We start from the raw sequence: 19,741 nt of genomic DNA on the forward strand, positions 1-19,741 counted from the left end.
ACCGTGCACACGGTCGGAGCCCGCGACCCGGCGCTAGTGGGTCAGCCACTGATGCCAGCGCGTGAGCAGGCCCGCCGGGCTGGTGCCCAGTATGTCCTGGCTGGCGGTGGCCATGTCGGTGTGCCTGATGCCGCAGGTGGCCAGATATAGGTCCCGCAGTTTCGGCGGTCCGTAGTCCTCGGCCACGAACCGCGCGAACCACCAGGCGCGGTCATAGGCCAACGAGCGCTGCTCACCCGGCACGTCCAGGTCGCTGTCGGTGGGCAGCGTCACGGGAAGCAACGCGTCGGCGGGCACCGGCGCCGGTGGGCGGCCCACGAAGTCGGCGACCCCCTCGCTGAGCCAGCGCGGTGCATCCGCGACGGTGTCGGCACGCGCGGCGTAGTGAAAAAGCTCGTGGGCCAACACGATTCGCAATGATGCGGCGCTCATGTAGGCCGCGCCCGGTGCGAACACAATCCGCTGGCCAACGGCAACCCGGCGAACGGGATCGACATGGTCGACGACCGTCACGGCCGCGATATCGGCCCACTGGGACGCCGGCCCGCCGCCGGCGGCGGCGCGAAATTCCTCGTCGGTGCCGGCCGCAACCACCGAGATCTCGCGGGACCAGTCGGCGCCCCAGAACGACTCCACCGCGGCGATCGCCGCGCCCATGCCCGACGCCACCCGGGACAGCAACCGGTCACTGGCCGGGCCGCCGAGGCCCAGCAGCCGGACGGTGCGGTCGCCGACGGCGATCGACTTCGTCGACGCACTGATCTGGCTGCGGGCGGGCGTGACCAGCTGGGCGGGCCGGATCCGGCTTTCGCGCACGGCATCGAACGGTACGGCCGCGGCCACCAGCAGCTCGACGACGAATACCCAGGCCAGCAGTATCGGGGGGAGCCACCGGCGCCGCGGTCGAGGGTCTCTAGTAACGGCGGGCGTCGTAGATCGGGCCACCGGAGCCCATCGGCACCACCCGTACCGGCACGCCGTAGGTGGAGGAGTGGATCATCATGCCGTCACCGATGTAGATGCCGGTATGCGATGCGTCGGAGTAGAAGGTCAGCACGTCGCCTGGCTGCAGATCCCCGAGCGAAACGGGCTGGCCACCGTGGGCCAGCGCCTGGCTGGAGTGCGGCAGCGAGATCCCGGCCTGCTGGAACGCCCACATCACCAGGCCCGAGCAGTCGAATCCGCCGGGCGCGGCGCCGCCCCACACGTAGGGCGAACCGACCTGGGTCAGTGCGGCCTGCACGACGGTCGCGCGGTCACCGCCGCCGACCCCGCCGGGGATCGAGCCTGGCATGCCGGGCATGCCACCGGCGGGCGGAGCCTCGCCCGGGGCCTGCCCGGGAGCCGCGCCCGGGGGTGCCGCGTCTGGCGCCGGGGCACCAGGGGCCGGCGCGGCCGCGGGTGCCGGATTGGCCAGCGCGGTGCGCTGATCGGCGGTCAACGAGAGGTACTCCGACTTGACGACCGCGATCTGCACCTGCAGCTGGCTCTGCTTGGACTGCAGGCTTGCCCGGACAGCGGCCGCCTGCTCGGCGGCGCTCTTGGCGTCGGCGGCGGACTTGGCGGACTCCCGCTCGGCCTTGACGGCCTGGTCCCCGGCGATCCGGTAGCTCTTCATCTGGCTGGCCATCTGCGTGGCCATCACCCGCTGCACGGCCAGCTTGTCGATCAGGCCCTGCGGTGAGCCGGCGGTCAGGATGGCTTCCATGCCGTCGACGCGCCCACCCATGTAGGTTGCGGCGGCCAGCTTGTTGACCGAGTCTTGAAACGACGCCAGGTGCGCCTTGGCCGCATCGACCGCGGCCTGGTCGTCGTTGTGCTTCTTGTCCGCGGCGCGCTGCGCGGCCAGCTTGTCGTTCAGATCGAGCTGGGCGCTGTGCATCGCCTCGGTGGTCTGCTCGGCCTGGCGGGACAGTTCGTGAAGTTTTGCCGTGGCGTCTTCGGCCGGGTCGGCCCACGCGGGGGCGGTCATGACGCCGGAGAAGATTGCGAAGCCAGCTAGTGCCCCTATGGCCGAACGTGTGAGGACACGCGCAACCGGGTACCTAGAGTCAAGCCTCAAGATTTGCTTCCTTAAACGGCCATCGACGAAAAATTGTCGTCGAGCTGGTTTAGGTCTCAAACAGGTTACGAAACGATATCGGCATTTGTCCAAAGCGAGCGGTTAAGAAATTAGAAAGAATCCTGTCATTTCTATGTGAATCGTTTCGCGTGGCCCGAGGACCTTTGTGGGACAAGGCAATTAGGCTACACCAGATCCCCGATCCCGACGAATCGGGACGAGGCGAAGTCGCGGCGCCAAGCCCACCTCGGCGAGAACCTCCAATGCCGCCCGCTCGTCCTGCATTAAAGTATCCGGGACCCCGAGTATCACGCTGACGACGCAGTCGCGGCAGCCGGGACCGCGCACCGCGCAATCGTCGCAGTCGATCACCACCGGCGTCCCCGGCTCCGGCGGCGTCATGCCGAGGTTGGTGGGTCCAGTTTTTGGTGCCATCGGGATCGGTCCTCTCGCTCTGGCTCCGGCAGGCTTGGTAGGCGAACATCACGCCGGACTGCCCGAACGGTAACCGCGGGCACCGACACGTATCCGTTCGACGCATTCCGGCCCCGCGCCCGGCGTGGGAGCTGCGCGGATGTCGGTCGTCGCGCTTAACGTCACCGCCGTGGCTTCCCGGGGTGCGACTCAGCTGAGCTTCGCGGACGTGGGGTCGCCGTTCACGCCCGACGAGCTCTCCCTGCGGGAAACCACCTTCGTCGTGGTCGACCTGGAGACCACCGGCGGGCGCACCAAGAGCACCGAGGGAACCGTGCCCGACGCCATCACCGAAATCGGGGCTGTCAAGGTGCGCGGCGGCGTGGTGCTCGGCGAGTTCGCCACCCTGGTGGATCCCCAGCGCAGCATCCCGCCCCAGATCGTGCAGCTGACCGGCATCACCACCGCAATGGTCTGCGACGCGCCGACCATCGATGCGGTGCTGCCGATGTTCCTGGAGTTCGCCGGCGACGCGGTGCTGGTCGCCCACAACGCCGGCTTCGACATCGGATTCCTGAAAGCCGCCGCCGAGCATTGCGAAATCCGTTGGCCGCGACCGCAAGTGCTGTGCACCGTCCGGCTGGCCCGCCGGGTACTCAGCCGCGAGGAAGCCCCCAGCGTGCGGCTGGCGTCGCTGGCGCGGCTGTTCGCCGTCGCCACCCAGCCCACCCACCGCGCCCTGGACGATGCGCGCGCCACCGTCGACGTGTTGCACGCCCTCATCGAACGAGTGGGCAACCAGGGCGTGCACACCTACGCCGACCTGCGCGCCTACCTACCTGACGTCACCCCCACGCAACGCCGCAAGCGGGTGCTCGCCGAGGGCCTGCCGCGGGGGCCGGGGGTGTATCTCTTCCGCGGGCCGTCGGGCGAGGTGCTCTACATCGGCACCGCCGTCGACCTGCGCCGCCGGGTCGGCCAGTACTTCACCGGCGCCGACCCCCGGGGCCGCATGAAGGAGATGGTCGCGCTGGCCGACGCGGTCGACCACGTCGAGTGCGCCCACGCGCTGGAGGCCGGCGTGCGCGAGCTGCGGCTGCTGGCGGCGCACGCCCCGCCGTACAACCGGCGGTCCAGGTTCCCGCAGCGCTGGTGGTGGGTGGCGCTGACCGAGGAGGCGTTCCCGAGGCTGGCGGTGGTGCGGGCGCCGCGGCACGACCGTGCCGTCGGCCCGTTCCGCGCCCGCGCCGACGCCGCCGACACGGCCGCCCTGCTGGCCCGGTTCACCGGACTGCGAACCTGCACCAACCGGCTGGGCCGCTCGGCGCTGCACGGGCCGCTGTGCGCCGAGGCGGAGGTGTCGCCGTGCCCGGCCGCGCGCGGCGTCACCGCCACCCAGTACGCCGGCGCCGTGGCGCGGGTCGCGGCGTTGGTCGACGGCGTCGACAGCAGCGCGCTGAGGTCGGCCGTGGACCAGGTCGGCGCGCTCGCCGAGCGGCACCACTTCGAGAGCGCCGCGCGCCTGCGTGACCGCACCGTCACCGCGGTCGACACGCTGTGGCGCGGCCAGCGGCTGCGCGCCCTGGTCACGCTGCCCGAGCTGATCGCCGCCGCACCCGACGGCGAGGGTGGTTATCACCTGGCCGTCATCCGCCACGGCCAGCTCGCGGCGGCCGGCCGCGCCCGGCGCGGGGTGCCGCCGATGCCGGTTGTCGACGCGATTGTTGCTGGGGCACAAGCGATCCTGCCCACACCGGCACCGCTGGGCGGCGCGCTCGTCGAGGAAACCGCGCTGATCACGCGGTGGTTGACGACGCCCGGGGTGCGCATCGTTCGGGTCACGACCGAGTCGGAAGAGGGATGGGCTTCCCCACTGCGCTCGGCGGGCGCCTGGTCGGCGTGGGCCGCCTCGGCGCGCTCGGCACGACTGGCCGCGGAACAGCTCTCGGCGCAGGCGCTGCGGGAATCAGATCTGCTGGCCGAACCGCACCCATCGCGCGAGCAGGTGTTCGGCCGCACCGGAATCGATGGCCGCGCAGGCGCGCGCCAACCCGTCCTCCCACGCCGGCAACCATTCAGCGCGACTGGATAAACCGGCGTGGGCGACGATCGCCCCGGCGGCATTCAGGACGACGGCGTCGCGCACCGGGCCCTTGCCGCCGGCCAAAACCGCACGCACCTCCGCCGCGTTGGCCTGCGCGTCGCCGCCCAACAAGTCGTCGAGATCGGCTCGAGGAAAACCGAATCCGGCCGGATCGAACGTCAGCCTGTCCACGGTCCCGGCCTGCACCCGCCAGATCGTGCTGGTGGTGGTCGTCGTCAACTCGTCGAGCCCGTCGTCGCCGTGCACCACCAGCACACTGGACCGGCGGGCGGCGAACACGCCCGCCATCACCTCGGCGAGGTCCGCGAACGCGCAGCCGATCAACCCGGCCCGCGGCCTGGCCGGATTAGTAAGCGGCCCAAGCAGATTGAACACCGTCGGCACGCCTATCTCGCGGCGCACCGCGGACGTATGCCGGTAGGACGGGTGGAACAGCGGCGCGAAGCAGAACCCGATGCCGACCTCGACGAGGCTGCGTGCGACCTCTTCGGGCCCGAGGTCGATCCGAATCCCGAGCGCCTCGAGCGTGTCGGCCCCGCCGGACAACGACGAGGCCGCCCGGTTGCCGTGCTTGACCACCGGCACACCCGCGGCCGCGACCACGATCGCGGCCATCGTGGACAGGTTCACGGTGTTGACGCCGTCGCCGCCGGTGCCGACGATGTCGACGGTGTCGTCGCGGACGGCGCCGGCTGGCATCAGCAACGCGTGGTCGAGCATGACCTCGGCCAGCTCGATGACTTCGGCCGACGTCGGACCCTTCACCTGCAGCGCCACCGCGAAGGCCGCGATCTGGGCCGGCGTCGCGGCGCCGGCCATGATCTGGTCCATGGCCCAGGCGGCCTGCCCGCGCGTCAGGTCCTGACCACCCGTCAGGCGAGACAGGACCCGCGGCCACGATGTCGTGGACGCGCCGGACGCCGAAGCCCCGGACGGCGAAGCGCCGGACGGCGAAGCCCCAGATGACAAAGCCACGCGCCGATAGTCCCACGGCGACCACAGCTGCCCCAACCGTGCCGCGAGCTGCCCGCCGCGCCCACGAGCGCGACGCGCCAGACATCAAATGCCGCCCCGGGTGGAGTTCAACAACTACAAAGCGTCATACTTGCGGATGTGACCAGCGCTGCCGGGACTTCGGGTACTGCAATTACGTCGCGGGTGCATTCGCTGAACCGACCCAACATGGTCAGCGTCGGCACCATCGTTTGGCTTTCCAGCGAGCTGATGTTCTTTGCTGGCCTCTTCGCGATGTACTTCACCGCTCGCGCCCAATCGGGCGGCAAGTGGCCGCCGCCGCCGACCGAGCTGAACCTCTACCAGGCCGTGCCGGTCACCTTGGTGCTGATCGCGTCGTCGTTCACCTGCCAGATGGGGGTGTTCGCGGCCGAGCGTGGCGACGTGTTCGGGCTGCGCCGCTGGTACGTGCTGACCTTCCTGATGGGCCTGTTCTTCGTTTGCGGCCAGGGCTACGAGTACTTCCACCTGGCGACGCACGGGACGACCATCCCCGGAAGCGCCTACGGCAGCGTGTTCTACCTGGCGACCGGGTTCCACGGTCTGCACGTCACCGGCGGCCTGATCGCCTTCATCTTCCTGCTGGCCCGCACCGCGATGAGCAAGTTCACCCCGGCGCAGGCGACGGCCAGCATCGTCGTCTCGTACTACTGGCATTTCGTCGACATCGTGTGGATCGCGCTGTTCGCCGTGATCTATTTCATCCGTTGAGCCGGCGGCTCCGAATACGAGAAGGAATAGGAGTGCTCGGTTGAAGAAACTGGGATCGACCCGACCCGGTGCGGCCAAGCCGCCTAAGGGGCAGCGCGACCGGTCGCGGCGGCGGCTGCGCCGCCGGCTGTCCGGTGGCCTGCTGCTGCTGATCGCGCTGACCATCGCCGGCGGTCTCGCCGCCATCCTGACCCCGCGGCCCCAGGTGGCCGTCGCCGACGAGTCGAACTCGGCGCTGCTGCGCACCGGCAAGCAGCTGTTCGACACGTCCTGCGTGTCCTGCCACGGCGCCAACCTGCAGGGTGTTCCCGACCGCGGGCCGAGCCTGATCGGTGTCGGCGAAGAAGCCGTCTACTTCCAGGTGTCGACCGGCCGGATGCCCGCGATGACCGGCGAGGCCCAGGCACCGCGCAAGGAACCGATCTTCGACGAGGCACAGGTCGACGCCCTGGGTGCCTATGTCCAGGCCAACGGCGGCGGCCCCACCACGGTGCGCAACCCGGACGGCAGCCTGGCGATGCGCTCGCTGCGCGGCGAGGACCTGGGCCGCGGCGGCGACCTGTTCCGGCTGAACTGCTCTTCCTGCCACAACTTCACCGGCAAGGGCGGCGCGCTGTCGTCGGGTAAGTACGCGCCGGACCTCGAGCCCGCCAACGAGCAGCAGATCCTGGCGGCCATGCGGACCGGCCCGCAGAACATGCCGAAGTTCTCCGACCGCCAGCTGTCCTTCGAAGCCAAGAAGGACATCATCGGCTACATCAAGGCCGTCACCGAGGAGCGCCAGCCGGGCGGCTACGGCCTGGGCGGATTCGGGCCCGCACCCGAGGGCATGGCCGCCTGGATCATCGGGATGGTCGCCGCCATCGGGCTGGCACTGTGGATTGGGGCACGAGCATGAGCCGCGCCGAGACGATGCAGAGCGAAGCGATGAGGAGGAGCGGCGCAAACGAGCCAGCCGCGACGATGCAGAGCGAAGCGATGAGGAGGAGCAGCGCAAAATGAGCGACGCCGTGGGTGGTAAGGGAGACGTTCGCGGCTCTGACACCGAGGGGAACCCGCACGGCGCAGGCGAGCGGGAGCCCAACGACGCGGCGCTGGCCGCCATGTCGCAGCAGGAACTGGTGGCGCTGGGCGGCAGGCTCGACGGCGTCGAAACGGTGTTCAAGGAACCCCGCTGGCCGATCGAGGGCACCAAAGCCGAGAAGCGCGCCGAACGCGGCGTCGCTCTCTGGCTTTTGCTGGGCGGCTTCTTCGGGCTGGCCCTGCTGCTGATCTTCCTGTTCTGGCCGTGGGAGTACAAGCCCAAGGAGGCCCGCGGAAGCATCCTGTACGACCTGACCACCCCGCTGTACGGCCTGACCTTCGGGATGGCGATCCTGTCGATCGGGATCGGCGTCATCCTGTACCAGAAACGCTTTATCCCCGAAGAGATTTCGATCCAGGACCGCCACGACGGCGCCTCGCGCGACGTCGACCGCAAGACGGTGGTGGCCAACCTGGCCGACGCGTATCAGGGTTCGACCGTCGGGCGGCGCAAGCTGATCGGCCTGTCGCTGGGAATGGGGCTGGGCGCGTTCGGCCTGTCCACCCTGGTCGCGTTTGCCGGCGGGCTGATCAAGAACCCGTGGAAGCCGGTCGTGCCCACCGCCGACGGCAAGAAGGCCGTGCTGTGGACGTCCGGGTGGACCCCGCGCTACCACGGCGAGACCATCTATCTGGCGCGCGCCACCGGCTCGGCCTCCACCTCCCCGTTCGTCAAGATGCGCCCCGAGGACCTCGACGCCGGCGGCATGGAGACCGTCTTCCCGTGGCGCGAGTCCGACGGCGACGGCACCACCCCGGAGTCGCAGGAAAAGCTGCGGGCCATCAACCAGGGCGTGCGAAACCCGGTGATGCTCATCCGAGTTCGGCCCACCGACATGAACCGCGTGGTCAAGCGACAGGGTCAGGAGAGCTTCAACTTCGGCGAGTTCTTCGCCTACACCAAGGTCTGCTCGCACCTGGGTTGCCCCGCCTCGCTGTACGAGGAGCAGTCCTACCGAATCTTGTGCCCCTGCCACCAGTCGCAGTTCGACGCGCTGCACTTCGCCAAGCCGATTTTCGGACCGGCCGCGCGTGCGTTGGCGCAACTGCCGATCACCATCGACACCAACGGGTATCTGGTCGCCAACGGTGACTTCGTCGAGCCCGTCGGACCGGCATTCTGGGAGAGGACGACAACATGAGTCCGAAATTGAGTCCCCCGAAGATCGGCGATGTCCTGGCCCGCCAGGGCGAGGACATCGATACGCGCTATCACCCGTCGGCCGCGGTCCGCAGACAGCTGAACAAGGTGTTCCCCACCCACTGGTCGTTCCTGCTGGGTGAGATCGCGATGTACAGCTTCATCGTGCTGCTGCTCACCGGCGTGTACCTGACGCTGTTCTTCGACCCGTCCATGGGCGAAATCACCTACAACGGCGCCTACCAGCCGCTGCGCGGCGTGGACATGTCGAAGGCCTTCGCGTCGACCCTCGACATCTCCTTCGAGGTCCGTGGCGGCCTGTTCGTGCGTCAGGTCCACCACTGGGCCGCGCTGATCTTCTCCGCGTCGATCATGGTCCACCTGGCCCGCATCTTCTTCACCGGCGCCTTCCGGCGACCGCGCGAGGCCAACTGGGTCATCGGTTCGCTGCTGCTGATCCTGGCCATGTTCGAGGGCTACTTCGGTTACTCGCTGCCCGACGACCTGCTGTCCGGCATCGGGTTGCGCGCCGCACTGTCCTCGATCACCTTGGGCATGCCGGTGATCGGCACCTGGCTGCACTGGGCGCTGTTCGGCGGTGACTTCCCCTGCGGTGGCGTCGGAAGTGAATGCGCCACAGCGGGTTACATCATCCCGCGGATGTACGCCCTGCACATCCTGCTGCTACCCGGGATCATCCTGGCGCTGATCGGGCTGCACCTGGCCATGGTGTGGTTCCAGAAGCACACCCAGTTCCCCGGCCCCGGCCGCACCGAGCACAACGTGGTCGGCGTGCGAGTGATGCCGGTGTTCGCGGTCAAGTCCGGCGCGTTCTTCGCCGCGATCGTCGGTGTGCTGGGCCTGCTGGGTGGTCTGCTGCAGATCAACCCGATCTGGAACCTGGGCCCCTACAAGCCATCTCACGTCTCTGCCGGCTCGCAGCCGGACTTCTACATGATGTGGACGGAAGGCTTGGCCCGCATCTGGCCGCCGTGGGAGTTCTACTTCTGGCATCACACCATCCCGGCGGTGGTCTGGGTGGCGCTGATCATGGGTGGAGTGTTCGGTCTGCTGATCGTCTACCCGTTCCTGGAGAAGCGGTTCAGCGGCGACTACGCCCACCACAACCTGCTGCAGCGGCCGCGCGACGTGCCGGTGCGCACGTCGATCGGTGCGATGGCGATCGCGTTCTACATGCTGCTGACGCTGTGTGCGATGAACGACATCATCGCGTACAAGTTCGACATCTCGCTCAACGCGACGACGTGGATCGGGCGCATCGGCATGGTGATCGTTCCACCGGTGGTCTACTTCATCACCTATCGGTGGTGCATCGGACTGCAGCGCAGCGACCGCGCGGTGCTCGAGCACGGCATCGAGACCGGCATCATCAAGCGGCTGCCGCACGGCGCCTACATCGAACTGCATCAGCCGCTGGGCCCGGTCGACGACCACGGCCACCCGCTGCCACTCGCCTACCAGGGTGCGCCGCTGCCCAACAAGATGAACAAGCTGGGCTCGGCCGGATCGCCGGGTAGCGGTAGCTTCCTGTTCGCCGATCCGGCGTCCGAGGACGCGGCATTGCGGGAGGCGGCGCACGGCTCTGAGCAGCGCGCCCTGACTGCACTGCGCGAACACCAGGACAGCCTCAACGGGTCGACCAACGGCGAGGGCGGCGAGCACTAGCTCGCAGAGTTAGGCGACGACGCCGCCCGCGCTTACGCGGGCGACGCACAGCCGGTAATCCACGGCACCGCTCCGGGTTACGTTGCTGGGCGCACCGGGCGGGCATGACCGCGAGACGTAAGCCACGGCGTGTCGTGTGCGTGGTTCACGTGTCGGCGCCAGCGCCGCGAAACCTCAACGGCGGCCAGTCATCCCCGCAATGCGGGTTCGCGGGCCGACAGCGTCACGGGCTCGCGGGCTCGCGGGCTCGCGTGGTCGAGGTGTCGCGGGCCGGCAGCGTCGCGGGGCGGCCGCCCTCCCCCACGGGCCGGACGCGCCTGCCGGCCCTGTTCGGCGGCGACTATTGCTCGGCGAGGACGCGGCGCAGCTGGCGGATGTGCAGCCACTCCACCACCGGCATGGCCCCGGTAATGACGCCGGCGAAGCCATATCCGACCCACGACGCGCCATCGTGACCGATCGCCATCAGGTAGGTCGCCGTCGCGACCGCGATCAGCGCCGCCCCCATGGTGCCGGTCAGTATCACGGTGCCGCGCAACCAGACTCGGTCCACCGCCTCGCCCGACCACTCGCCATCCGACGCCGGCGCCGCCGTCTGCACCGTGGTCTGCTGCGTCCGCTCGGTCCCGGTGCGCAAAGCGCCGCTCCCCAGCCGCACCGACGGCCTGGACGGTCCGCGCGCCGGCGCGGTCATCGCCGAAGCGGCCGGCTCGGACTGGGACATCCGGCGGGCCCGCAACAGGATGGGGATCGCGCCCGCGATGATCAGCGCCGAGACGATGATGACGGCGTACAGCACCCAGGTGGTGTGCGGGCTGCTGGCCGCCTTGTGAAAGCCCCTGCCCAGATCCGCCAGGGCGACCGCGGCCGCCACGCTGACACCCAGCAGCACCAGATAGATGGCGGCGCACGCCCCGATCAGGATGCGGTCGATGACTTCGGGTGCGATAGTGTCGTCGCCGCCCACCCCGCGCCGATACGCCGAATACCTGCTGACCATCAGCAGCTCGTCTGCGGTGAGTCGTTGCTGTTCGACGAAAGCACGGTTCCATCGCTGGTCGTGATCGAGCAATTGAGCCTGCTGACCCGGAACAGGCTAGATGCCTCCACCGAGCCCACGTCGGATTGCGAGATCGGAGTGACGGTCATCGACCAGGGGATGTACACGTTGTGCTGCGTGCGGCGCCGGCCGGACGCGTCGACGTAGGTCACCGAAATGATGTCGCCCGGAGCCTTGGTGCCGGTCACCGAATAAGTGACCTGGCGCGGACCCGCCGGCGTCGTGGGCGGCGGGGGCGCGGCCGCCGTGGAGGTCGCCGGCGGCGGCGCTGGAGCCGGGGCGGGCGGGGGCGGCGGTGGCGGGGAAGGCGTCACCGTCACAGTCTGGGTCTCCGTTGGTGGTGGTGGGGGCGGTGGCTCGGTCGTCGACGGGGGCGGCGGTGGAGGCGGTGGAGGTGGCGGTTTGGTGGTCGTGATCTCGTCCTGCATCGGCGGCGTGGACGCGGCGGTGGTGGTTCCGGGGTTGGCAAGCTTGGTGGTGTCGGTCCGCGCGAACAGCAGTGACACCGAGACGACGAGCGCGATCGCGGCCACGATGGCGGCCACACCCACCACCCACGGCCAGCGTGCAGTCCGGTGTTCGTCGTCGGCATCGGATAACTCGTCGAATTCGTCGTAGTCGTAGAGCCGCAGATCGGCCGGCATGTAGGGGCCGCTGGTGAAGTGTTCGGACTCCGGGGCCGAGTAGGCGCGCGAGTATGCGTCCGTCTCATCGGCCCGGTCCGCCGCGGCCAGTTCGGCGCTGTCCTCGAAGGGTTCCGGCTCGCCCTCGACGTCGGCTGCGGCGTTGGATTCCAGGTCGCGGTCCGGCGCGCCGCCGGAATCCGGTTCGTGGCTGGTCGGGTCGGCATGGTCGGGTTCGTCAGGATCCCATCCCGGGGGTCTCGACCCGCTCATCTCTGCCTTTGCCTACCCTGTTCGACTGCCTCACCTGCGCACAAGACTCCGCGATCACTCAATTGCGGGCGCGCTGGGAAACTTCTCGTTTGCCTGGGCAGAACACTACCGAACCCCAAAGGGGCAAAGCCGTCGTGGCGAACGGCCCACCAATCACGTGATCTGATTGTGACCTTTATGCCGCGAATTAGTGCTTCTCGGGACCGATGTAATACTCGAAGACCAGTCCGGCCACCGACGTCAGGATGAACATCACCCCAGCGACGATCAGCCACGGCAGCCACAACGCGATGCCCACCGCGGTCACCGAGCCCGACAACGCGACCAGAATCGGCCACCAGCTGTGCGGGCTGAAGAAGCCCAATTCGCCTGCTCCGTCGCTGATCTCAGCGCCCTCGTAGTCCTCGGGCCGGGTGTCCAGCCGCCGCGCCACAAACCGGAAAAACGTCGCCGTGATCAACGCCAGGCCACCGGTCAGCACCAGTGCGGTGGTGCCGGCCCACTCCACACCTCCGGTGGCGAAGATCGCGGTCAGCACCGCGTAGAGCACCGCAACCACAATGAAAAACGCGGCAATGAATTCGAATAGCCTGGCTTCGATATGCATTTGGTGTCCTACCCTACTGGCTTCCGGCCAATTGACCGCGCTTGGTATCGAACGGGTGAGTGGTCACCGCGAGCGGGGGCTGCCCGATCGCCTGCAATGCCTCGGCGTTGCTCTTACCGTCCATCCGCTGCTGCAGGTAGGCCTTGAAGTCGTTGGGCGCCACCACCCGAACCTCGAAGTTCATCATCGAGTGGTACGTGCCGCAGAATTCGGCGCAGTGACCCACGAACGCACCAGGCGTCTGGATCTCCTCGGTCTGGAAGACGTGCACCGAGTTGTTCGCGTCGGCGTTGGGGATCACGTCGCGCTTGAACAGGAACTCCGGCACCCAGAACGTGTGAATCACGTCCGCGGAAGCCAGGTCGAATTCGATGCGCTTGCCGGTCGGCAACACCAGCACCGGGATTTCGCTGCTGGATCCCAGCGTCTCGACCTTGTCGAAGTTCAGGTACTGCCGGTCCGAGGTGTTGAACCCGCGGACGGGGCCGACGCGCTCCTCACCGTGGGCGTCCTTGCCCTCCGGCTTGGACAGCATCGCCTTCTTTCGCGCCGGGTCCGACCCGTCGTAGGTCAGCGTGCCGTCCTTGAAGGCGACGCGCTGGTAGCCGAACTTCCAGTTCCACTGGAAGGCCGTGACGTCGATCACTACCTCGGGGTCCTTTGCCAGGTGCAGCATCTTCTCCTGCACCACCACGGTGAAGTAGAACAGCACCGAGATGATGAGGAACGGCGTCACCGTGAGCACCAGCTCCAGCGGCATGTTGTAGCCGAACTGCCGGGGCAGCTCGGTGTCGGTCGCCTTCTTGCGGTGAAAGGCCGACGCCCAGAAGATCAAGCCATACACGATGATGCCGACGACCAGCGACGCGATCACCGCGCCGATCCACAGTTCCCGGTTGAGGTGGGCCTCCGGAGTGATGCCCCGCGGCCAGCCCAGGGCCAGCGCGTCCGCCCAGCTGCTGCATCCGCTCAGGAACAACGCCAGCACACCCAACGTCATGGCCAGCGCGAAGGGCCGAAGACGACGGGAAAGACCCTTCCCTTGGCGCCCAGAGCCCCCGGAACGGCGCCGAAACCTGCCCTGCGACAAACGTTGCGAACGGTCCTGCTCGCGAGGGGTCACGTTAGCGCCTCCTGCTCGGATATCGAATACTACGCAGCGTAGACCACGTGCCTGAGCCCGGCGACGAAACCCCGGCCCGCCGGTGCGCCCGGCCGAGCGCGACGTGCCGGATGCGGCATCCACGCGCACCCGCGAAGTGCGGCATACTGGGGCGCCGTGTGTGGTCTGCTGGCGTTCGTCGCCGCCCCGGAGGGCACGGATAAAGAAGCGGCCGCCGCCCGCGCCGACAGTGCGATCGCGCGCGCGTCGCATTCGATGCGCCACCGCGGGCCCGACGAGCCGGGGACCTGGGTGGACCCGGACACCGACGGCTCCGTCGTTTTCGGCTTCAATCGGCTATCCATCATCGACATCGCGCATTCGCACCAGCCGCTGCGCTGGGGCCCGCCCGAGGCGCCCGACCGCTACGTGCTGGTGTTCAACGGCGAGATCTACAACTACCTCGAGCTGCGCGACGAACTGGCCACCCGGCATGGCGCCGTCTTCTCCACCGACGGTGACGGCGAGGCCGTCGTCGCCGGCTATCACTACTGGGGCACCGACGCCTTGACGCGGCTGCGCGGCATGTTCGCGTTCGCGCTGTGGGACACAGTCACCCGCGAATTGTTCTGCGCCCGTGACCCTTTCGGCATCAAGCCGCTGTTCATGGCGACCGGCACCGGCGGCACCGCGGTGGCCAGCGAGAAAAAGTGCCTGCTGGACCTGGCTGAGCTGGTCGGATTCGACACCGCGATCGACGAGCGCGCCGTGCAGCACTACACCGTCCTGCAGTACGTGCCCGAGCCCGAGACGCTGCACCGCGGGGTGCGCCGGCTGGAATCGGGCTGCTACGCCCGGATCCGTCCCGACCGCCTGAAACCGGAGGTCACCCGGTATTTCGTGCCGCGCTTTGCCGCGGTGCCGATCACCCGCGACACCGAGCGGGCCCGCTACGACGAGATCACCGCGGTGCTCGAGGACTCGGTGGCCAAGCACATGCGCGCCGACGTCACCGTCGGGGCGTTTCTGTCCGGGGGCATCGACTCCACCGCCATCGCGGCGCTGGCCATCCGGCACAACCCCCGGCTGATCACGTTCACCACCGGCTTCGAGCGGGAGGGGTTCTCCGAGATCGACGTCGCGGTGGCCTCGGCCGAGGCGATCGGCGCCCGCCACATCGCCAAGGTGGTCACACCCGACGAGTTCGTCGCCGCCCTGCCCGAGATCGTCTGGTACCTCGACGAGCCCGTCGCCGACCCCGCGCTGGTGCCGCTGTTCTTCGTCGCCCGTGAAGCCCGCAAGCACGTCAAGGTCGTGCTGTCCGGCGAAGGTGCCGACGAGTTGTTCGGCGGCTACACGATTTACCGGGAGCCGTTGTCGCTGAAGCCCTTCGACTATCTGCCGCGCCCGCTGCGCCGGTCGATGGGCAAGATGTCCAAGCCGCTGCCGGAGGGCATGCGCGGCAAGAGCCTGCTACACCGCGGCTCGCTGACGCTCGAGGAGCGTTACTACGGCAACGCCCGCAGTTTCTCCGACGCGCAGCTGCGCGACGTGCTGCCCGGCTTTCGCGAGGAATGGACCCACACCGACGTCACCGCGGCCGTATACGCCGAATCGGCCGGCTGGGATCCGGTGGCCCGCATGCAGCACATCGACCTGTTCACCTGGCTACGCGGCGACATCCTGGTCAAGGCCGACAAGATGACCATGGCCAACTCGCTGGAACTTCGGGTGCCGTTTTTGGATCCCGAGGTGTTCGCCGTCGCCTCCCGGCTACCCGTCGAGGCCAAGATCACCCGCACCACCACCAAGTACGCGCTGCGGCGTGCGCTGGAGCCGATCGTCCCGGCGCACGTGCTGCACCGGCCCAAGCTCGGGTTCCCGGTCCCGATCCGGCACTGGCTGCGCGCCGGCGAGCTGCTGGAGTGGGCCTACGAGCTGGTGGATTCGTCGCAGGAGTCGCAGGCCGGTCACCTCGTCGACCTGGCCGCCGTCCGGCGGATGCTCGACGAGCACCGCAACGGCGCCAGCGATCACAGCCGCCGACTGTGGACGCTGCTGATCTTCATGCTCTGGCACGCGATCTTCGTCGAGCACAGCGTGGTGCCGCAGATCGGCGAGCCGCACTACCCAGTGCAGCTGTAAAGGGACTGAGGGCTTCGAGTGTGAACCCTGGGCGGTGACTTTCGGCGTGTCGCCGCCCTCAGCTCACACTCGACGCCGTCAGTTCACTCTCGTGGCGCCACCGCGAATTGAATCAATTGTGCGAATCAGGCCAGCACCGCGGCGATCTCGTTGGCCGCGTCGTCGCCATAGGCGCCGGCCAACCGGCTCACCGCGGTCTCGCGGTTCCAGTCCCACTCCTGGGTCCCGGTGGACTCCAGCACCAGCACGGCGACCAGCGAGCCCAGCTGAGCCGAACGCTCGAGGTTCAGCCCGGCGCTGCGGCCGGTGAGGAAACCGGCCCGGAAGGCGTCGCCCACGCCGGTGGGGTCGGTCTGGCTGGTCTCGGGCACCACGCCGACGTGGGTGGTGGTTCCGTCGCGCTCGACGATGTCGACGCCCTTGGGTCCCAGCGTGGTCACCCGCAGGCCGACCTTCTGCTGTACGTCGGCCTCGGACCAGCCGGTCTTGTTGAGCAGCAGCTCCCACTCGTATTCGTTGGTGAACAGGTAGGCGGCGCCCTCGACGAGCTTGTCGATCTCCGCGCCGGACAGGCGGGGCAACTGCTGGGACGGGTCGGCGGCGAACGGCAAGCCGAGCTTGCGGCACTCCTCGGTGTGCACCACCATCGCGTCCGGGTCGTTGGCGCCGATGATCACCAGGTCCGGGTTGCCCACCGACGACACGACGTCGGCCAGCTTGATGTTGCGGGCCTCCGACATGGCGCCGGGATAGAACGACGCGATCTGGGCCATGTCCTCGTCGGTGGTGCAGGTGAACCGCGCGGTGTGCGCGGTCTCCGAGATCAGGACGTTGTCGCAGTTGACGCCGTGGGACTGCAGCCATTCGCGGTATTCGGCGAAGTCGTCGCCGGCCGCGCCGACCAGCGCCACGTCGCCGCCCAGCACCCCGATGGCGAAGGCGATGTTGCCGGCCACGCCGCCGCGGTGAATCACCAGGTCGTCTACCAGAAAGCTCAGGGACACCTTCTGCAGGTGCTCGGCCAGCAGGTGCTCGGAGAACCGGCCGGGGAACCTCATCAGATTGTCGGTCGCAATCGAACCTGTCACCGCGATCGTCACGAAAACTCCATCCTTCGTTAGTAAGGTTATCTAGCTTACTCACCGGTCTCGGCCGTCGCTGTGTGCACGGTTGGCGCGAGGCCGTGCGCTAGCCTCCCTAGGGAACTCACCCAAGTCGCCGGGATCACATTGCTCGGGCCGCCACCCGCTCGCAGTCCCGTCTACCACCGTAGGAGAACCACGAATGGAAGGTCCGCACCCGCCGAACCACATCGTCGGCGGCGGCAGCGGGGGACCGAGCGGACACGAACCCCCGAGGGAATCCCAGCCACTCGAGTTTCCCGATGACCCGAACACCGGCTTCGCCCCGGTTCCGCAGGCAGGACCTGCTCCAGCCAATTATGCCGGGCAGCCCCCCGCGCCGGTCCCCTACCCGCCGCAACGCTCGAAGCGGCGGCTGATCGTCGGACTCCTGCTGGCCATCGCGCTGGTCGCGGTGATGACGGTCGCCATCGTGTACGGGGTGCGCACCAACGGGGCCAATACCGGCGCCACGTTCTCCGAGGGCGCGGCCACGACGGCCATTCAGCGGTATCTCGACGCGCTCGAGCACCGCGACATCGACGAGATCGCCCGCAACGCGCTGTGCGGCCTCTATGACGGTGTCCAGGACAAGCGGTCCGACCGGGCGCTGGCCAAGCTCAGCAGCGACGCATTCCGCAAGCAGTTCTCCGAGGTCGAGCTGACCTCGATCGACAAGATCGTGTACCTGTCGCAGTACCAGGCTCAGGCATTGTTCACCATGCGGGTGTCCCCGGTGAGCGGGGGCCCGATGCACGGGCAGGTGCAGGGCATCGCACAGCTGCTGTTCCAGCGCGGACAGATCATGGTCTGCTCGTACGTGCTGCGCACCGGCGGCTCGTACTAAAACGGACTCCGCCAGCCGGGACCACGCGGTCCGGCTGACGGAGTCAGCGGGATCAACCGATCAGTTGAATGAGTCGCCGCAGGCGCACGAGCCGGTGGCGTTGGGGTTGTCGATGGTGAAGCCCTGCTTCTCGATGGTGTCCACGAAATCGATGGACGCGCCTTCGACGTAGGGTGCACTCATCCGGTCCACCGTCAGCTTCACACCCCCGAACTCCGCGGTCAGGTCGCCGTCCAGCGCCCGGTCGTCGAAGAAAAGGTTGTAGCGCAGCCCGGCACACCCACCCGGCTGCACCGCGATGCGCAGCGCCAGGTCGTCGCGGCCCTCCTGGTCCAGCAGGGACTTTGCCTTGGTGGCGGCGGCCTCGGTCAGGATCACGCCGTGGGTGGTCGTGGCGTTCGACTCGTTTTGCACCGTCATTACTTCTCCTACATGCCTCATTGTTGGGTGGGTCCGATCAAGCCCGATATCGCCGGCTTGCGCCGGGCGATCCGGACCGCCCGAAAGTCCACTCCATCAACGGTACCTTGCAGGACCGCTATTCCCGAGTCGCGCCGCCACAACGGATGCCAGACCGATGAGCTGGTTGGCCGCGTCGGCCTGCGCCAGCCGCACCGATCCGGCGTGCTCGGCGATCGACAGCGCGGCCATGATGCCCGACGAGCGCACCGTCGCGTTGTCCAGGTCGACCTGGCCGGCCAGCACGACCACCGGGATTCCCCGCGGCCGGGCCGCGTCGGCGAGAAAGCCCACCACCTTCCCGTGCAGGGATTGCTCGTCGAACCGGCCCTCGCCGGTGACGATCAGCTCCGCGGTGTCCAGGTCGTCGGCCAACCGGGTGTGCTCGGCGATGATGGCCGCTCCGGACTCACACCGGCCGCCGAGCGCCAGCAGCCCGGCGCCGATGCCGCCGGCGGCCGCCGCACCCGGCTCGGCGCTCACGTCCCGTCCGGCCACCGCCTCGAGGATCAGCGCCCACGCTTGCAGGCGGACTTCCAGCGCGGCGACGGTGGCCGTGTCGGCGCCCTTCTGCGGCCCGAACACCCGGGCCGCCCCCCACGGGCCCAGCAGCGGGTATTCGGTGTCGGAGGCGGCGATCAGCTCAACGTTGCCCAGCTGCCGGCGGGCGGTGTCCAGGCCGCCGAGCTCGGCGATCATGCCCTGCCCGCCGTCGGTGCAGGCGCTGCCGCCCAGACCGACCACGATGCGCGTCGCCCCGACCCGCAGCGCCTCGGCGATCAGCTGCCCCACGCCTTTGCTGTGCGCGGCCATTGCGGTCTCCGGGGTGGGTGGTCCCCCGATCAGCGCGAGACCACACGCCTGCGCGCACTCCAGGTACGCGGTCGCCGAATTGCTGTCGAACACCCACTCGGCTTCGACCATCGCTTTCAGCGGTCCCGACACCCGCAGGCGCCGCGTCTCCCCCAGGCGGCTGGCCAGCACCTCGACAAACCCTGGGCCGCCGTCGGATTGCGGTGCGACGATGAACCGGTCGCCGGGACGCGACCGGGTCCAGCCGGTCGCGATGGCGGCGGAGGCTTCGAGGGCCGTCATGCTGTCGGCGTAGCAATCAGGGGCCACCAGGACTTGCATGGCGGGCAACTGAAGGCGGCCGGGGGCCAGGCCGGGACCCACATCGCCCGGGTCCATCGTCCCGTCGTCCATCAAACGCAGCCGTTCATCACGTGTAAGAGTAGGGCCAAGAGAGGTACTAACGCAGGTCTAATAGCAATGCATTCCAGGCGAAT

17 protein-coding genes and 1 pseudogene are annotated in these 19,741 nt (G+C 68.5%); 7 read left to right on the plus strand and 11 right to left on the minus strand.

What is annotated here, in order from left to right:
- Positions 1 to 33: 33 nt before the first annotated feature.
- From G6N50_RS08385 to G6N50_RS08395, 3 genes are all read right to left on the minus strand, one after another.
- Positions 34 to 876: a hypothetical protein gene (locus G6N50_RS08385; protein ID WP_232068972.1), complete on the minus strand. Its 843-nt coding sequence runs from the start codon at positions 874 to 876 to the stop codon at positions 34 to 36.
- 37 nt (positions 877 to 913) lie between these two features.
- The gene (gene ripC / locus G6N50_RS08390; protein ID WP_083099762.1) at positions 914 to 2,062 is read right to left on the minus strand and encodes a peptidoglycan hydrolase RipC; all 1,149 of its coding nucleotides are present in this window, start codon (positions 2,060 to 2,062) and stop codon (positions 914 to 916) included.
- Positions 2,063 to 2,242: 180 nt separating this feature from the next.
- Positions 2,243 to 2,497 carry a hypothetical protein gene (locus tag G6N50_RS08395; RefSeq protein WP_083099760.1) on the minus strand — a complete coding sequence of 85 codons (255 nt, stop codon included), beginning with the start codon at positions 2,495 to 2,497 and terminating at the stop codon, positions 2,243 to 2,245.
- A 139-nt stretch (positions 2,498 to 2,636) separates the two neighbouring features.
- Here G6N50_RS08395 and G6N50_RS08400 point away from each other — a divergent pair.
- A pseudogene (locus G6N50_RS08400) lies at positions 2,637 to 4,505 on the plus strand (DEDD exonuclease domain-containing protein); the annotation flags it as partial.
- Here G6N50_RS08400 and trpD read toward each other — a convergent pair.
- Positions 4,443 to 5,555, minus strand: coding sequence for an anthranilate phosphoribosyltransferase (trpD, locus tag G6N50_RS29280; RefSeq protein WP_142275799.1), 1,113 nt, complete (start codon positions 5,553 to 5,555; stop codon positions 4,443 to 4,445). The pseudogene G6N50_RS08400 and the gene trpD overlap by 63 nt on opposite strands.
- Positions 5,556 to 5,693: 138 nt before the next feature.
- Here trpD and ctaE point away from each other — a divergent pair, with 138 nt between their 5' ends.
- The 4 genes from ctaE (at position 5,694) to qcrB (ending at position 10,215) form a co-directional block, all read left to right on the plus strand.
- A complete protein-coding gene (gene ctaE / locus G6N50_RS08410; RefSeq protein WP_083099756.1) occupies positions 5,694 to 6,305 on the plus strand; it encodes an aa3-type cytochrome oxidase subunit III in 612 nt (203 codons plus the stop codon).
- 40 nt (positions 6,306 to 6,345) lie between these two features.
- Positions 6,346 to 7,203, plus strand: a complete 858-nt coding sequence (gene qcrC / locus G6N50_RS08415) for a cytochrome bc1 complex diheme cytochrome c subunit (protein WP_163650826.1) — start codon at positions 6,346 to 6,348, stop codon at positions 7,201 to 7,203.
- A gap of 100 nt (positions 7,204 to 7,303) precedes the next feature.
- Complete coding sequence (qcrA, locus tag G6N50_RS08420) at positions 7,304 to 8,530, plus strand: cytochrome bc1 complex Rieske iron-sulfur subunit (protein ID WP_083099752.1); 1,227 nt, start codon at positions 7,304 to 7,306, stop codon at positions 8,528 to 8,530.
- Positions 8,527 to 10,215, plus strand: coding sequence for a cytochrome bc1 complex cytochrome b subunit (gene qcrB / locus G6N50_RS08425; protein WP_083099751.1), 1,689 nt, complete (start codon positions 8,527 to 8,529; stop codon positions 10,213 to 10,215). Before qcrA ends, qcrB begins: the two co-directional genes overlap by 4 nt.
- Before the next feature lie 340 nt (positions 10,216 to 10,555).
- Here qcrB and G6N50_RS08430 read toward each other — a convergent pair whose 3' ends face one another.
- From G6N50_RS08430 to ctaC, 4 genes are all read right to left on the minus strand, one after another.
- Positions 10,556 to 11,215 carry a DUF2561 family protein gene (locus G6N50_RS08430; RefSeq protein ID WP_083099749.1) on the minus strand — a complete coding sequence of 220 codons (660 nt, stop codon included), beginning with the start codon at positions 11,213 to 11,215 and terminating at the stop codon, positions 10,556 to 10,558.
- On the minus strand, positions 11,215 to 12,171 hold the full coding sequence (locus G6N50_RS08435; protein WP_163650827.1) for an MmpS family transport accessory protein: 957 nt from the start codon (positions 12,169 to 12,171) through the stop codon (positions 11,215 to 11,217). Before G6N50_RS08435 ends, G6N50_RS08430 begins: the two co-directional genes overlap by 1 nt.
- A 187-nt stretch (positions 12,172 to 12,358) precedes the next feature.
- Positions 12,359 to 12,778 (minus strand): cytochrome c oxidase subunit 4, encoded by a 420-nt coding sequence (locus G6N50_RS08440; RefSeq protein ID WP_067839087.1) that lies wholly within the window; start codon positions 12,776 to 12,778, stop codon positions 12,359 to 12,361.
- Between the two features lie 13 nt (positions 12,779 to 12,791).
- Positions 12,792 to 13,901: an aa3-type cytochrome oxidase subunit II gene (ctaC, locus tag G6N50_RS08445; protein WP_142275808.1), complete on the minus strand. Its 1,110-nt coding sequence runs from the start codon at positions 13,899 to 13,901 to the stop codon at positions 12,792 to 12,794.
- Between the two features lie 156 nt (positions 13,902 to 14,057).
- Here ctaC and asnB point away from each other — a divergent pair, with 156 nt between their 5' ends.
- Positions 14,058 to 16,025: an asparagine synthase (glutamine-hydrolyzing) gene (asnB, locus tag G6N50_RS08450; RefSeq protein WP_083099980.1), complete on the plus strand. Its 1,968-nt coding sequence runs from the start codon at positions 14,058 to 14,060 to the stop codon at positions 16,023 to 16,025.
- A 125-nt stretch (positions 16,026 to 16,150) separates the two neighbouring features.
- Here the strand turns inward: asnB and G6N50_RS08455 are convergent, their stop codons facing one another.
- Entirely contained in the window at positions 16,151 to 17,125 is a 975-nt protein-coding gene (locus tag G6N50_RS08455; protein WP_083099978.1) for a carbohydrate kinase family protein, read from the minus strand.
- Positions 17,126 to 17,309: 184 nt separating this feature from the next.
- Between G6N50_RS08455 and G6N50_RS08460 the strand changes: the two genes are divergently transcribed.
- The gene (locus tag G6N50_RS08460) at positions 17,310 to 17,993 is read left to right on the plus strand and encodes an Rv0361 family membrane protein (protein ID WP_083099977.1); all 684 of its coding nucleotides are present in this window, start codon (positions 17,310 to 17,312) and stop codon (positions 17,991 to 17,993) included.
- Between the two features lie 60 nt (positions 17,994 to 18,053).
- Here the strand turns inward: G6N50_RS08460 and G6N50_RS08465 are convergent, their stop codons facing one another.
- Together G6N50_RS08465 and G6N50_RS08470 are read right to left on the minus strand one after the other, a co-directional pair.
- Positions 18,054 to 18,413: a HesB/IscA family protein gene (locus G6N50_RS08465; protein WP_007770699.1), complete on the minus strand. Its 360-nt coding sequence runs from the start codon at positions 18,411 to 18,413 to the stop codon at positions 18,054 to 18,056.
- Positions 18,414 to 18,509: 96 nt separating this feature from the next.
- On the minus strand, positions 18,510 to 19,586 hold the full coding sequence (locus G6N50_RS08470; RefSeq protein WP_083099984.1) for a glycerate kinase family protein: 1,077 nt from the start codon (positions 19,584 to 19,586) through the stop codon (positions 18,510 to 18,512).
- Positions 19,587 to 19,741 lie beyond the last annotated feature (155 nt).

Source organism: Mycobacterium mantenii (genome assembly GCF_010731775.1).
In the GTDB taxonomy this organism is placed as follows: Bacteria; Actinomycetota; Actinomycetes; order Mycobacteriales; family Mycobacteriaceae; genus Mycobacterium; species Mycobacterium mantenii.